This window comes from Streptomyces sp. NPDC051211, assembly GCF_040689505.1.
Taxonomy (GTDB): Bacteria; Actinomycetota; Actinomycetes; order Streptomycetales; family Streptomycetaceae; genus Streptomyces.
Map to the genome: position 1 here is coordinate 163,905 of NZ_JBFBAV010000008.1, position 14,087 is coordinate 177,991.

Sequence of the window (14,087 nt, forward strand, 5' to 3'; positions counted from 1 at the left end):
GGCTCCATGGGTCTCACCAGGCCCTCGCGGACCAGGCCCTCGCAGACCATGCCCCTCGCCGACCAGGCCTTTGCCGACCAGGCCGTCGTGGCCGGGCCGTCGTGGCCGGGCCGTCGTGGCCGGGCCGTCGGAGTGACGGCCCGGCCGTGGCGGGCGGAGGTGAGACGGGTCAGTCGCGGTGGCGCAGCAGGCGGAGGGCGTTGGCCGTGACCAGGAGGGTGGAGCCCTCGTGGGCCAGGACTGCCGGGCCGATGCCCAGGCCCAGGGCGGTCGCCGGGACGAGCACGGCGACGATGCCGAGGCTCAGCCACAGGTTCTGCCGGATGACCCGGCTCGCCTTGCGGCTGAGGCCGGTGATGAAGGGCAGCCGGCGCAGGTCGTCGGACATCAGGGCGATGTCCGCGGTCTCCAGGGCCACCGCCGAGCCGGCCGCGCCCATCGCGACGGCGACGGTGGCCCCGGCCATGGCCGGGGCGTCGTTGACCCCGTCGCCGATCATGGCGGTGCGGCCGTCGCCGCGCAGCCGGGCCAGTTCGGCGGCCTTGTCCTGCGGCATCAGGCCGCCGCGGGCGCTGTCCACGCCGACCTGTTGCCCGACCGCGTCGGCGACCCGCTGGTCGTCGCCCGACAGCATCACGATGCGGCTCACGCCGAGCCGCCGCAGCCGGGCCAGTGTGTCCGCGGCCTCCGGGCGGGGCGTGTCCATCAGGCCGAGGGTGCCGAGCCAGCGGTCGCCGTGCCGGACCAGCACGGTGGTCCGGCCGGTCCGGGCGAGCTGTTCGGCCCGGGCGCGGAGCGCGGGCGGGACGGGCGGGCCGGCGAGCGTGTCCGCGTATGCCGGGCTGCCGATGTGGACGGTCCGGCCGTCGAGTTCGCCGGTCACGCCGCGGCCGACGAGGGCCCGTACCCCGGTGGCGGTGGCGGTGCCCGCGCTGTCACCGGCGTCCCGTACCACCGCCCGGGCCAGGGGGTGGTCGCTCATCCGCTGAACGGCGACGGCCGTGCGGAGCAGTTCCGTGCGGTCGCTGCCGTCGGCGGGCTCGATGTCGGTCAGCCGGGGCCGGCCCTCGGTGAGGGTGCCGGTCTTGTCGAAGGCGAGGGTGTGCAGCCGGCCGAACTCCTCCAGCGGGGCGCCGCCCTTGACGAGTACGCCGCTGCGCGCGGCCCGCCCGACGGCGCTGAGCACGGCGGCCGGGGTGGCGATGGCCAGGGCGCAGGGGCTGGCGGCGACCAGGACGGCCATCGCGCGGTAGAAGGTCTCGGTGAAGGGCTCGCCGGAGACGGCGCCGACGGCGAGCAGGACGGCGACGAGGCCGAGCACCGCCGGTACGAAGACCTTCTGGAAGCGGTCGGTGAACCGCTGGGTCGGGGACTTCCGTTCCTCGGCCTCGGCGACCATGCGGACCACCCGGGCGAGGGTGTTGTCGGCGGCGAGGCGGGTGACGGTGACGTCCAGGGAGCCGGGGCCGTTGACGGTGCCGGCGAAGACCCGGCTGTCGGCGGCGGTGCCGGCCGGGTAGGCGAGCGCGGCGGCCGGGTCGGGGACCGGGCGCTTGTCGGCGGGCACGCTCTCGCCGGTGAGGGCGGACTGGTCGATGCTGCCGGTGCCTGCGGTGACGAAGCCGTCGGCGGGGACGCGGGTGTGCGGGCGGACCCGGACGGTGTCGCCGACGGCGAGCGTCTCGACCGGGACCTCCGTGGTCCCTCCGTCGCGGAGCAGGACGGCGGTGCGCGGGGCCAGCTCGCCGAGGGCTTCGACGGAGCGGCGGGCGCGCCCCATGGCGTACCCCTCCAGGGCGTGTCCGAGGCTGAAGAGGACCAGCAGGACGGCACCCTCCTCCCATTTCCCGATGGCGGCGGCGCCGGCCGCGGCGATCAGCATCAGGGAGTCGACCTGGAAGGCGCCGCGGCGTACGGCGGCCAGGGCCTCGCGGAGGGTGAAGAAGCCGCCGAAGGCGTAGGCGGCGAGGAACAGGGCGAAGGGGAGCGGGCCGTCGGTGCCGGTCAGCTTCAGGCCGAGTCCGGCCAGGTAGGCGACGAGCGAGAGGAGGGCGGCGGCGAGCTCGGCACGCTCGTGGCCGTCGCGGGGGTTCGGCGGCCGGGAGGCGGCGGGGAGCTCGGCGGCGGCGCGGCGGGCTCGCGGGCGGGGCCGGGTGAGGGTGGCGCAGGTGCCGCACTCGTCGGGGTCCCGGTGGCGCGCGTGCTCGTTCAGGGCGTTGTCCATGGGCCCAATATATCAGCACATCCAAATATCTGAATCTCGGGACATCACAACAGCACCCGATCGCGCTCTAAGCTGGGCCCATGCGACCCGTGGAACCCGTGAACGTGCTCTCCGAGGAGGAGGCCACCGCCGTCGCGGAGGTGATGCAGGCCCTCGCCTCCCCGGCCCGGGTCCGCATCCTGGCGCGCCTGCTGCACGCTCCCTGCCCGGTCGGGGATCTGGCCGCCGACCTCTCCCTCGGCCAGCCCACGGTCTCCAACCACCTCCGCCTGCTCCGCCACCTCGGACTCGTGACGGGCCGCCGGTCCGGCCGCAGCGTGACCTACGAGCTCCACGACACCCATGTGGAAGCCCTGCTCCAGCAGGTTCTGGCACATGTGCACCACGCTCCGGCCGCCGGCGCGTAAGGGTGAGCGCGGCCGCGCGCCCACCCTCCCCGGATTGCTCCGCCGCTACGGACCGAAGGTGAGGGTCAGCTGCGGGGTGCCCTCGTTGGCCGCGGCCTCCGAGGACCACAGCCACAGCGCGTCCGTGCCCGTGCTCGTCAGCGCCAGGTTGTACGTCGTACCGAGCGCGGCCGAGAGCGCCGCCGTGCTGAGCCCGGTGGTGTGCACCGCGGACCCGTCCGGGACGCCCGCGAAAGTGCCCAGCGCCGGGGCGCCGACCGCAGGCCGGTTGTCGTACGTCGTCCCCGCCTCCGTCCAGGAGCCGGTGACCGGCACCACGGAGACGGTGTCGGCGGTGCCCGCGCCCGCCATGGTGCTGGTCTTCACGCCGAGCGTGGCCGACTTCAGGACGGTGCCCGCGGGCGCGGCCGGCAGGTTGAAGCGCAGGTAGCTCGCGTAGAACGAGCTGCCGCGCACCGCGAGGGAGCCGGAGGTGCCGTAATTGGCGGCCGGCGCGCCCGCGTTGGCGTAGGTGTCCTCGGCCGCGGTGACCTGGACCACCGAGGGGGCCGGAGCCTTGGCCAGCTGGTGGTGGTTCTGCACCTGGGCCGCGGACAGCACGGTCGGGTAGACGGCCGTCTCGTCCAGCTGCCCGGCGAAGAACTCGCTGGTGGGGCGCTCCGGCCAGCCGCCCAGGCTGTCCCCGCCGACCCGCCAGAAGCCGGCGAAGTTCTCGTGGGCGGTGACGTTGAGGGTGCCCTTCTGCACCCCGTCCACGTACAGGACCATGCCGCCCGGCCCCTGGGTGGCGACCACGTGGTGCCAGGTGTTGTCGTTGTACCGCTCGGTGCCGCCGGTGGTGATGGTCCGGGTGGCGCCCGTGTAGACGCCGAACACGATCCGGCCGTCGTTCGTCATGTACAGATGCTTGTCGTACTGGCTGCTGCCGCGGTCCTGGTTGTTGCCGAAGCCGAGCAGCTTGCCGCCGCGGGTGGTGTTCGTCTTCACCCAGGTCTCCAGGGTGTAGCTGCCTCCCACCTGGGACCGCCGGTCGCCGTACACCTTGGCGTCCGTGCCGTTGAAGCCGATCGCCGTGCCGGCTCCGGTCACGGCGGCCGGTGTCTGCCGCAGGGCCGGGGCGTTGTGGTGGACTCCGCTGGTGTTGCCGCCGTCCGAGGAGTCGGCGACGAACGGCAGGGCGGACTCGTCCCAGCGCCAGAACAGCCGGGCGCCGTCGCTGCGGACCTGGCTCGGGTAGGCGTCCGGGGCGGTGGGGACGGTCACCGCGGCGGTGGCCGACAGTGCGCTGGTGTTGCCGGCCGCGTCGGTGGCCGTCACCCGGTAGGTGTACGACTGGCCGGGCACGGCGGTGGTGTCGGTCCAGGAGGCCTGCGGGCGCAGGAAGAACAGCGAGTCGGCGGTGACGGTGCCGACGGGGGTCGCGGCCCCGTTGCGGTAGATGCGGTAGGTGAGCCGGCTGTCGTCGAGGTCGAGGCTGGTGCGCCAGCGGACCTGGACCTGGCCCGGGGTGAAGCTGACGGCGCTCGCGACGGGCGTGGTGGGTGCGCCGGTGTCGCCGGTGGAGGCGAAGCGGGTGAGGCTCTGCTGGGCGGCCCCGTTGACGGTGGTGAACTCACCGCCCACCCACAGGTACTGCACCCCGCTCTTGGCCCCGACGGTCATCACCCGCGGGCCGATGCCCTCGCCGATGCCGTCGTTGGTGTCGGGGGCCCAGCCCAGTTTGCCGACGCTGGTGGTGGGCTGGGCGAGGAGGTGGTAGCGGCGGCCGTCGGGGAACTCGCCGACGCTGGAGCAGTCGTGCGCGTGCGAGGCGCTGTAGAGCACGTTCTGGTACGGGAGGACGGCCTGGGTGGCGCCGAGGCAGGTGTCGCGCCAGCGCTGCCCGAAGTCGGCCAGGTTGAGGGCGATCCGGCCGTCGAAGACGCCGCCGCCGGTGCCCTCGTTGGCGGTGTAGAAGCCGGTGGCGTCGGTGGCGATGTCCTTGACGACCGAGTTGGTCTCGATGAAGCCCGGGTAGGCCTTGGTCAGGGCGCCGCTGGCGGCGTCGACCACGGCCAGGGCGTGAGAGTTGGTCCCGTTGACGGTGAAGAAGTCCCCGCCCAGGAGGACTTTGCTGCCGTCCGGGGTGACCTCGACGGCGCGGCCGGGTTCGTCGGCGTTGGCGGTGAAGGGGCGCAGGGTGCCGTCGGCGGTGGACACGGCCGCGAACCGCTGCCGGGGCTGTCCTGCCACGGTCAGGAAGTCGCCGCCCGCGTAGACGGTGTCGGCGGTGACGGCGAGGGCGCGGACGGTGGCCGCGAAGGCCGGCCGGAAGGAGGCCTTCGGAGTGCAGGTGGCCACGTCGATGGCGGCGAGGCTGCTGACCGGGGTGCCGTTGACGGCGCCGAAGTACCCTCCCGCGTAGAGGGTCTTCTTGTCCGGTGAGAGGGCGAGGGCGCGCACGGTGGCGGTGCCGCTGCCGATGGTGAAGGACAGTTTGCAGGCGGTCGGCGCGCCGGTGGCGGCGTCGAGGGCGGCGAAGTTCACGGCCTGCTGCTGGCTGCCGCCGGCCCCGGCGGGCGGGCGTACGGCGGAGAAGGTGCCGCCGGCGAAGACGGTCCCGCCGGCCTCGGCGAGGGCCCACACGACGCCGTTGGGCTGCCAGGTGGGCAGCGGATCTGCGGTGAAGGCCACCGGCGGTGTGATCGCCGCCGCCTCCGGTACGACGCTCAGCCCGAGGCCGGCGCCGGCTCCGGCCACGGACAGGGCGAGAGCGGTTGTCAGCCACCTGGATCTACGCATGAACCCCCCAATGCGATGCGATCAGCCGTACGTACGGCATACGTACGGGCGCACCATAGGACGTTTCGGGCGCCCGGGCAGCCCACTTGACGCAATGGCGACGTACCGGCGGGCTCCGGGACGGGGGGTGGTGGTCCGGCGGCGCCCGGGCGGGGAACCCGCCCGGGCGGACGGGAGGTTGCGGAAAGGGCCCACCTCGGGGCGTGGGGGGCTCTACCGTGCGGGGAAGACGACCGCGGGGTGGGAAGGAGGCGGGTGGATGGATGAGGAGGAGGACCTCCGGCTGGCCAGGATCACGCCGGAGATCTCACGTCGGACCATCGGGCTGCTGCGCGAACTGGTCGGCCTGGAGCCACCCGAGCGGGTCCCCGAAGGAGCCATGGCGCTGGCCGACGCCGTGCTGGCCGAGCACGGCCCGGACGGTCTCCGGGTGCTGGTCATGACCCTGTCCGCATGGGCCACCGCGCAGATAGAGAACGTCGCCGAGCTCAGCCGGCGCAGCTACGAGGCCGTGCTCGACTCCATGGAGCTCGCCTGCCTGGAAGCCCAGGCGGAGGACTGAATCGTTCCCGGGGAGGGGTTTCTTCCGTCCGGCAGCGGACACTGGTGGTACGGGGGGCCCTGATCGGAGGCCGTCGTGAGCACACCTTCCCCCATACGCATCGCCGCCGTCCTGTCGGCCGACCACCGCGGGCGCCTGATGAGCCTGGCCCGTGAGGTGAATTTCCCCGAGAACGCCCGCATCTTCGACGAAGGTGCCCCGGCCGACGCCTTCTGGATCGTCCGGTCCGGCACGGTCACCCTGGAGCTGCCGGTGCCCGGCCGCCGCCCGGCCGTCATCGAGAGCCTCGGACCGGGAGAGCTGGTCGGCTGGTCCTGGCTGTTCCCGCCGTACGTCTGGCAGCTCGGCGCCCAGGCGATGACCCCGGTGCGGTCCTACGAGTTCGACGCGGCGAACGTACGGATGCTGATGGACGCCGATCCCGCCTTCGGGTCCGCCCTCGGACACTGGGTGGGGCGGGTGCTCGCACACCGGCTGCAGCAGACCCGGACCCGGCTGCTCGACCTGTACGTTCCCCGTACCGGCCATCTCATCTGAGCGGACGAGGGGCACCGGGCCGGCGGCAGAGCCGCCGGCCCTCCCGGCGCCGGTCCCGTACGCCCGCCGGCCCGGCCGTCCCGCGCCGCAGCGCCAGCCACGCCGGGACCACCGCGGCGAGCACCGCGGCCGCCGCGCAGGCGCCCACCACGGCCCCGAGGGCGTCCCAGGGGACGGCGACCGCGGCCGGAGCGTCCAGGAGTCCGAGCGCACCCCACAGGCCGAACAGGTTCAGGGCGGCGACCAGGGCCCCCGTCACCGCGCCGACCGTCACCACCATGAGCGACTCCCCCGCCACCAGCCGCAGCACCTGCCGCCGGGTGGCCCCGGCCAGCCGCAGCGCCGCCAGCTCGCGGATGCGGTCGGCGGTGGCCATCACCATGGTGTTGGCCAGGGCGATGCCGGTGTACAGCAGGGCGATGCCGAGGACCAGGACGAAGCCCATCCGGGTGGTGCGCTTGGTCTGCGGGGAGGCCGCCCGGACCCACTGGTCCCGGGTGAGGACCGAGGCGCCGGCCGGGCCGGCGGCGCGGGCCAGGGCCGCGCCCACCGCCGCCCGGTCCGCGCCGGAGGCAAGCTTCACGTCGACACGGTCGACCGCGGCGCCGGGCGCGTTCGCCGGGGTGACGTACGCCCCGTTGTTGCCGGTGCCGGTGCTCATGACGGCGGCGATCCGCAGGGATCTGCGGGTACCGTCGCCGAGCCAGACCTCGACCCGGGTGCCGACGGTCTTCCGGGCCCATTCCTCGTTGACGATGATCGAGTCGTCGTCGAGGTCGGCGGCCCGGCCCGCCACCACGGGAAGGGCGGCCGTCCGGGCCAGGCCCGCCGGATCGGCGGCGCGGGCGTCGGAGCGGATCAGCGCGACCCCGTCCTCCAGGGTGTACACGGCGGTGCGGGCGGTGGCGGACACCCGGGCGCCGGCGACGGCGCGCAGCCGGTCCACGGTGGCCGCGTCGAGGCCGGTGCCGCCCGTCACCACGTAGTCGGCGGTGGTCTGGCGGCGGATCTCGGCCGACTTCGCCCCGGCCAGGGTTTCGGTGGTACCGAGCAGGGAGCCGGCCAGGGCGACCGTGACGAGCACGGGAGCGGCGACGGCGGCGGTCCGCCGGACCCCGGCGGCCGCGTTCTCCCGGACCAGCATCCCGCCGGCGCCCGGCAGCCGGGCCGGCAGCCAGGCGAGCAGCCGGGTCAGCGGCCGGACCAGCACGGGAGCCAGCAGCGCGAAGGCCACGATCAGCAGCATGGGGCGGCTGGTGTAGGTCTTGCGGTGCAGCAGGTCGGCGGGGTCGGTGAGCAGGGCGTGGACGAGCAGGCCGAGTCCGGTGGCGAGCAGGACGGCTCCGCCGGCCCAGCGGCCCCGGGTCATGGTCCCGGTCTCGACGGCGGCTTCGCGCAGCGCCTCGGCGGGGCCTACCCGGCCGGCCCGCCAGGAGGCGGCGGCGGCCCCGGCGAGGGAGACCGGCACTCCCGTCCAGAAGGCCAGGTGGTAGGGCCAGGTGTGGTCGCCGATGGCGAACCAGTGCGGTGCGATCCCGTCGTCCGCCAGGAACCGGGCCAGGGTCGGGGCCGCGGCGCCGCCGAGCAGGCAGCCGGCCGCCGAGGCGAGCACGCCGACGAGCAGGGCCTCGGCCAGGACCATCCGGCGGATCTGCGGCGGGGTGGCTCCCGCGGTGCGCAGCAGCGCGAACTCCCGGCGGCGCTGGGCGACCGCGAAGGCGAAGGTGGAGGCGACGACGAAGACCGAGACGAAACCGGTGACTCCGCCGGCCGTGCCGAGCAGGGCGTTCACCGCGACCAGGGCTTCGCCGTCGCGCTCCGGGTCGGGGTCGGCGTACCGGCGGTCGGGCCCGGTGAGCACCTGCAGGCCGGGGCCGGCCGCGGCCCGGACGGCTGCCGGGTCGGCGGTGACGACGAGCCGGTCGATGGCGGGCGAGAGGCGGGCGGCCTGGGCGTCCGGGTAGAAGAGGGCGTTCTCGAAGCCGAGGCCGGGGGCGCTGCCGACGACGGTGACGGGGCCGCGGGCGGTGTCCAGCCGCTGCCCCGGGCGGGCCCAGTCGCCGGTGGCGACGACCTCGCCGTCGGCCTGCGGGGCACGGCCGTGCCGGATCCCGTACGGGGCGAAGGCGGCGGTGGACCACGGGTGGCCGACGAGGTCCGCGGGGGCGCCGGAGGCGCGGACGGGGAAGCTGCGGTCCTCCACGACCCGGCCCAGGGCCTCCAGTTGCCGGGCCAGGGCGGGCGGGACCGGCCGCGGGTGGGCGAGTCGTGCGGTCCGGTCGCCGATCGGGCTGGGCACGGCGAGGGTGCCGGTGCCCTGGACCACGACGGGGGCCCGGGCGAAGCGCTCGGGCGGCTGCCGGTCGGGGGCGTCCAGGCTCGCGGCGAGGCCGAGGCCCATGACGGTGATGAGGCCGACGCCGAGGGCGAGGGCGAGGAAGCTGCCGGCGAAGGCGGTCCAGCGGGCGCGCAGGGTGTGGAAGGCGACGGTCAGCACGGGAAGGCCTCCGCACCGGTCATCGGGCGGGTGTCCGGGTCGGACTCCAGGCGGGTCATCCGGGCGGCGATGTCCTCGGCGGTCGTCCCGGCGAGTTCGCCGTGCACGCGGCCGTCGACGAGGAAGACGACGCGGTCCGCGTAGGAGGCGGCGACCGGGTCGTGGGTGACCATGACGACCGTCTGCCCGTCGGTGTCGACCATGCCGCGGAGCAGGCCGAGCACCTGACGGCCGGTCTGCGAGTCCAAGGCTCCGGTCGGCTCGTCGCCGAAGAGGACGTCGGGGCGGGTGATCAGGGCACGGGCGAGGGCCACCCGCTGTTGCTGCCCGCCGGACAGCTCGGCGGGCCGGTGCTTGGCCCGGGCGCCGAGCCCGACCCGCTCCAGGACCTCGCGCACCTCGGCCCGGGCGGGCCGACGGCCGGCCAGCAGCAGCGGCAGGGCGACGTTCTGTTCGGCCGTCAGCGCGGGCAGCAGGTTGAAGGCCTGGAAGACGAAGCCGATCCGGTCCCGGCGGAGCAGGGTCAGCCGGGTCTCGCTGAGCCCGGTGAGTTCGGTGCCGCCGACGGTCACGGTGCCGGCGGTGGGCCGGTCGAGACCGGCCGCGCACTGCAGCAGCGTGGACTTGCCGGAGCCGGAGGGGCCCATGACGGCGGTGAAGGTGCCCTGGGGGAAGGCCAGGGAGACCCGGTCGAGGGCGGTGACGGCGTGGTCCCCGGACCCGTGGACCCGGCTGACGTCCCGCAGCCGGATCGCGTGCATCTCATCGGTTCGCATGACCTCCACTCAACCGGCGCCGTCCGCCCGGCACATCAGCCCTGGACCGAGTCCCGGGGGTGGGGCAGGCCCTACCCCCGGGGTCGGTTCAGGGCGGGGTTCGGCCGAATCTCCGTTCGGCTGCGCCGCAGGTGGAAGCTTCGCCACCGCCGCACTCTGCACACATGCGGTCACCGAAAGTGACGTGAATTGGTACCGGTGGCGCGCGCGCACGCCGAAGGTGCGGAAGACTCGTGTCCGCTATCCGGCACAACCAATCGAGGAGTGTTCGCAATGCGTTCCATCGCACGCAGCCTGGGGCTTTCGTCCGCCGCCATGGCGCTCACCGCGGTCACCGCGCTGGCCGCGTCCGGTCCGGCCGGCGCGGCACCCGCCGGTGCGGACAGCCTGTACGCGCCGTCGGCACTGGTGCTGTCCATAACCGCCGGGGAGGACCCGGCGTACGGGACGGTGCTGCGGGCGGTCACCCTCTCCTGTATGCCGGGCCCGGACGGCACGCACCCGGACCCGGCCGCCGCCTGCGCCGAATTACGTGCGGAGCAGGGCCGGTTCGAGGCGATCACCGAGGACGGCCAGGAGGTCGCCTGCACCCGGGAATGGGACCCGGTGACGGTGAACGCGGCGGGAGTGTGGCAGGGCCGCCTGGTCAACTACGCGCACACCTTCTCCAACCAGTGCGCACTGCGGCACGGCAGCGGGACGGTGTTCGACTTCTGACCGGCGGTCAGCCCAGTTCGAGGCTGGTGACGCCGTACAGCCCGGTCAGGTCCACCTCGGGTGCGGGCCCGGTGTACATGCGGGCGGTCTCGAAGGTGGGGGCCAGGCCGAGCTGCGCCATCAGGGCCGCGGCGGCCGGGTGGGCGTCGGGCACGTCCAGTGCCACGGCGCCGCCCGGCGCCCGGCCGGCGAGAGCCCGGACCAGCGCGGCGGCAACGGCCGGCGTGGCCGCGTACAGCGGTCCGATCCGGGCGGCGCCGCTGCACGGGCGGATCACCCCGAGGCCCTCGATCCGGCCGTCGCGGACGGCCGCGAGCCCGGTCCGGCCGGGCAGACCGGTCCAGGCGGCCAGGAAGGCGTCGCGCGCCTCGGGGAAGAACCGCCGGTCGTAGGCGGCGAGCCGGGCGAAGGGCAGTGAGGCGGCGTCGACGAGGTCGAAACCGTCCGCGGCACCCGTAGTTCCGGTTCCGGTTCCGGAATCCTCCCCCGCACCACCTCCGGAACCGGAGCCGGCTCCGGCGCCCTGCGGCACCGGCACCGGCACCGGTACGCCTTCGTACCGGATGTTGTTCCAGGCCGGCAGGAAACCGGACTTGCGGTAGTTGTCCTGCTGCTCGACCACCCCGTCGAGGCCGACGAGCCGGCCGTCGAGCCGGTCCATGGCGGCCTGCCAGAGCCGGATCCCGTACCCCTGGCCGCGGAAGGCGGGGCGGGCGATGTAGAAGCCGATGAAGCCGAAGCCGGTGCCGTAGCGGACGGCGGAGATGCAGGCCGCCGGTTCGCCGTCGACCTGGCCGATGAGGAACCCCTCCGGGTCGGCCACGGCGAACGCGAACCGGTCGCTGTCTCCCGGGTTCCAGCCCTCGTCATCGGCCCAGGCACGGAACAGGGCCATGTCGGCGGCGCTCGCGCCGGTGATCTCGAATCCCGTCATGCGGGGTGTTGTACCAGAACGGGCCGGACCCGGAGGCCGACGGCAACCGGATCAGGTCACCGGGTCACCGGGTCACCGGGTCACCGGGTCACCATCCGGCCGGCGCCGGCCAAGTCTCAGTGCCCGCCCCGGGGTTCCTGGCAGCCGCCCTCCATGTAGGGGCCGTGGGCCTCGACCTTGGGCGGGGTGCCCAGCCGGCCGGTGACGCAGGAGCCGGTTCCCTGGACGAAGAAGGCGAAGCCGAGGTTGCCGCCGTCCCGGTACACCTCGTCCTGCGCGCTCGGGTAGCCGAGCTTCTCCAGGGACTTGGCGAGGTCTGCCTCGGTGGCCGGGGTGGTCTTCCCCGCGCCGGACAGGGCCTTGGCGATGCGGGCGGCGTGCGCCCGGCCCTTGCACTCGGCCTCCGGGCTCAGCTCGCCCTTGGTCTTGTAGGCGTGGTTCTCCGCGTACTTGGCCGCTTCGGGATCCATGGAACGGCTCGACGTGGCTGCGGTGGAAGGACCGGCCGTCGCGGCGGCGTCCTTGCAACGGGCGACGATGTCGGGGAACTTCGCGTCGTGGCGTTGCTGTTCGGCGGCCGCGGACGCCTCGGCCGCCGCCACGTAATCGGGCTTGGCGGAGGCGGAGGCGGAGGCCGCTCCGGACCCGGCCGCCCCGGGCTGCCCGGTCGTCGTCTTGGTGGTGCCGCAGGCCGTCAGCGTGAGCACGCCCGCGGCGAGTACGGCGACGGCGGCGGTCGGGGCGGGGCGGCGGCGTATCACGCGGTTCTCCAAAGGACCGGACGGGCAGGACGGACGGCCGATTATGCCAACGGGGCGGGCGGGACTCCTGAGTACCCGTACTCAGGATCCCCTTCCACTCCGCCCCTGCCACCGACTCGGGGCTCCGCTTCGTTGCACTTCGCCCGATTAGACCCCGCACCCGTGAGGCATGATCCCAGCGCGGAACGGTGGGCGGTTCGGACAGCAGGCAGGGGGGCGCGGTGCTCGTCGAGAGTCGTGCGGCGCGGCACGTCGCGATGGTGTTCTACGGGCTGGCGCTGGCCGGCGGTGCCGGCCCCGCGGTGGCCGCCGTGCTGCTGGTGCCGCTGCCCGGGCTGCTCGCCGCGGCCCTCGGACTGCTGGCGGGAACGGCGGGGACGCTCGGTCTGACCGCGCGCATCGCCACGGACGGCCGCGAAGTCCAGGCGCTGCTGGTCGCGGCCGGGCTGGTCTGGGCGGCGGCAGCGGCCCTGGTCGTCGCGGCGCGATAAATCCGCTGGCCGGGCCGGGCGGCGCTTCGTAGAGTCGCCGCATGGGAAAGCCGCTCGTCGCATTGCTCAGTGGGGCCGGAATGTCCACGGACTCCGGGATTCCGGACTACCGGGGCCCGAACGGCCTGTGGCGGCGCGACCCCGAGGCCGAAAAACTCGTCACGTACGAGTACTACATGGCCGACCCCGAGATCCGCCGGCGCTCCTGGCAGATGCGCGTAGAAGTCGGCGCCTTGGCCGCCCGGCCCAATGCCGCGCACTTCGCCGTGGCCGAGCTGGAGCGCGGCGGAACCCCGGTCCGGGTCCTCACCCAGAACGTGGACGGGCTGCACCAGCTCGCCGGACTCCCCGACCGCAAGGTCTTCGAACTGCACGGCACCGCCCGGGCGGTGGTGTGCACCCGCTGCCACGTCCGGTCCGCCATGGCCGAGGCACTGGCCCGGGTCACCGCCGGCGACCCGGATCCGGCCTGCCTGGCCTGCGGCGGGATCCTGAAGTCGGCCACCGTCATGTTCGGCGAACGGCTGGACCCCCAGGTGCTCGCCCAGGCCATGGCGGTGGCGAAGGGCTGCCAGATCTTCATCGCCGTGGGCACCACCCTCCAGGTGCAGCCGGCCGCCTCGCTGGCCGGGATCGCCGCCGAGCACGGCGCCCGGCTGATCATCGTCAACGCCGAGGAGACCCCGTACGATCCGCTCGCCGAGGAGGTCGTACGGGAACCGATCGGTACGGCGCTGCCGAAGCTGCTGCGGCGGATCGCCGCCGAAGGGTGATGCCGGGCGGGCCGGCCCGATCGGCGGGGCTCCCCCCACGAGTCCAGGCTCGTCACCCGCGGCAGGCCCGTCAGCCGCGTCAACCGCCGTCGGCCGCGTCAGCCGCCGTCGGCGGCCTTCCGCATGGCCGCCACGTCCAGCTTCTTCATCGTCATCATGGCCTTGGTGGCCCGGGCGGCCCGCTCCGGGTCCGGGTCGCTGACCAGCTCGATCGCCCCGGCCGGGACGACCTGCCAGGACACCCCGAACCTGTCCTTCACCCAGCCGCAGGCAACCTCCTGACCGCCGTCCGCGGTCAGCGCGTCCCAGTAGTAGTCGACCTCCGCCTCGTCGGCGCAGTGGATCTGGAACGAGATGGCCTCGTTGAAGGTGAAGTCGGGGCCGCCGTTCAGGCCGACGAACTTCTGCCCGTTGATCTCGAACTCGACGACCATGACCGATCCGGCCGGGCCGGGGCCGGCCTCGGTGTAGCGGGCGGTCCGGCCGATCCTGCCGTCCTTGAACACCGAGACGTAGTACGCGGCCGCCTCCTCGGCGTTGCCGTCGAACCACAGGCACGTGGTGAAGCCGCTGCCGCTCATGACTGCCTCCTGGCGAGTGGGGGACCTTCTCGCCCATACAGACCGG

General features: G+C 74.3%; 13 protein-coding genes. 6 read left to right on the forward strand and 7 right to left on the reverse strand.

Translation table 11 applies throughout. The annotated features are described in order from the left end of the window. Nucleotides 1–169: 169 nt before the first annotated feature. Nucleotides 170–2,224 carry a heavy metal translocating P-type ATPase gene (locus AB0447_RS11395; RefSeq protein WP_366476350.1) on the reverse strand — a complete coding sequence of 685 codons (2,055 nt, stop codon included), beginning with the start codon at nt 2,222–2,224 and terminating at the stop codon, nt 170–172. Nucleotides 2,225–2,304: 80 nt separating this feature from the next. Between AB0447_RS11395 and AB0447_RS11400 the strand changes: the two genes are divergently transcribed. Further along, the gene (locus tag AB0447_RS11400) at nt 2,305–2,631 is read left to right on the forward strand and encodes a metalloregulator ArsR/SmtB family transcription factor (RefSeq protein WP_366476351.1); all 327 of its coding nucleotides are present in this window, start codon (nt 2,305–2,307) and stop codon (nt 2,629–2,631) included. Between the two features lie 45 nt (nt 2,632–2,676). Here the strand turns inward: AB0447_RS11400 and AB0447_RS11405 are convergent, their stop codons facing one another. Then, a complete protein-coding gene (locus AB0447_RS11405) occupies nt 2,677–5,412 on the reverse strand; it encodes a LamG-like jellyroll fold domain-containing protein (RefSeq protein WP_366476352.1) in 2,736 nt (911 codons plus the stop codon). A gap of 259 nt (nt 5,413–5,671) precedes the next feature. Here AB0447_RS11405 and AB0447_RS11410 point away from each other — a divergent pair, with 259 nt between their 5' ends. Beyond that, nucleotides 5,672–5,974, forward strand: a complete 303-nt coding sequence (locus AB0447_RS11410; protein WP_366476353.1) for a hypothetical protein — start codon at nt 5,672–5,674, stop codon at nt 5,972–5,974. Nucleotides 5,975–6,049: 75 nt separating this feature from the next. Continuing rightward, on the forward strand, nt 6,050–6,511 hold the full coding sequence (locus AB0447_RS11415) for a Crp/Fnr family transcriptional regulator (RefSeq protein ID WP_366476354.1): 462 nt from the start codon (nt 6,050–6,052) through the stop codon (nt 6,509–6,511). On the opposite strand, the gene AB0447_RS11420 is transcribed toward AB0447_RS11415, so the two are convergent. Together AB0447_RS11420 and AB0447_RS11425 are read right to left on the reverse strand one after the other, a co-directional pair. Next, on the reverse strand, nt 6,504–9,008 hold the full coding sequence (locus AB0447_RS11420; RefSeq protein ID WP_366476355.1) for an FtsX-like permease family protein: 2,505 nt from the start codon (nt 9,006–9,008) through the stop codon (nt 6,504–6,506). The two genes, AB0447_RS11415 and AB0447_RS11420, sit on opposite strands and share 8 nt — an antisense overlap. Next, nucleotides 9,002–9,784 (reverse strand): ABC transporter ATP-binding protein, encoded by a 783-nt coding sequence (locus AB0447_RS11425; RefSeq protein ID WP_366476356.1) that lies wholly within the window; start codon nt 9,782–9,784, stop codon nt 9,002–9,004. Before AB0447_RS11425 ends, AB0447_RS11420 begins: the two co-directional genes overlap by 7 nt. A 273-nt stretch (nt 9,785–10,057) precedes the next feature. Here AB0447_RS11425 and AB0447_RS11430 point away from each other — a divergent pair, with 273 nt between their 5' ends. Beyond that, nucleotides 10,058–10,501: a subtilase-type protease inhibitor gene (locus AB0447_RS11430; protein WP_366476357.1), complete on the forward strand. Its 444-nt coding sequence runs from the start codon at nt 10,058–10,060 to the stop codon at nt 10,499–10,501. Nucleotides 10,502–10,508: 7 nt separating this feature from the next. Here AB0447_RS11430 and AB0447_RS11435 read toward each other — a convergent pair whose 3' ends face one another. Together AB0447_RS11435 and AB0447_RS11440 are read right to left on the reverse strand one after the other, a co-directional pair. Further along, on the reverse strand, nt 10,509–11,435 hold the full coding sequence (locus AB0447_RS11435; RefSeq protein WP_366476358.1) for a GNAT family N-acetyltransferase: 927 nt from the start codon (nt 11,433–11,435) through the stop codon (nt 10,509–10,511). Between the two features lie 116 nt (nt 11,436–11,551). Next, nucleotides 11,552–12,196 (reverse strand): hypothetical protein, encoded by a 645-nt coding sequence (locus tag AB0447_RS11440; RefSeq protein ID WP_366476359.1) that lies wholly within the window; start codon nt 12,194–12,196, stop codon nt 11,552–11,554. A 221-nt stretch (nt 12,197–12,417) separates the two neighbouring features. Here AB0447_RS11440 and AB0447_RS11445 point away from each other — a divergent pair, with 221 nt between their 5' ends. Next, nucleotides 12,418–12,687 carry a hypothetical protein gene (locus AB0447_RS11445; protein ID WP_366476360.1) on the forward strand — a complete coding sequence of 90 codons (270 nt, stop codon included), beginning with the start codon at nt 12,418–12,420 and terminating at the stop codon, nt 12,685–12,687. Nucleotides 12,688–12,728: 41 nt separating this feature from the next. Next, nucleotides 12,729–13,460, forward strand: a complete 732-nt coding sequence (locus tag AB0447_RS11450; RefSeq protein WP_366476361.1) for a Sir2 family NAD-dependent protein deacetylase — start codon at nt 12,729–12,731, stop codon at nt 13,458–13,460. Nucleotides 13,461–13,558: 98 nt separating this feature from the next. On the opposite strand, the gene AB0447_RS11455 is transcribed toward AB0447_RS11450, so the two are convergent. After that, complete coding sequence (locus AB0447_RS11455) at nt 13,559–14,041, reverse strand: VOC family protein (protein ID WP_366476362.1); 483 nt, start codon at nt 14,039–14,041, stop codon at nt 13,559–13,561. Between the last annotated feature and the right edge of the window lie 46 nt (nt 14,042–14,087).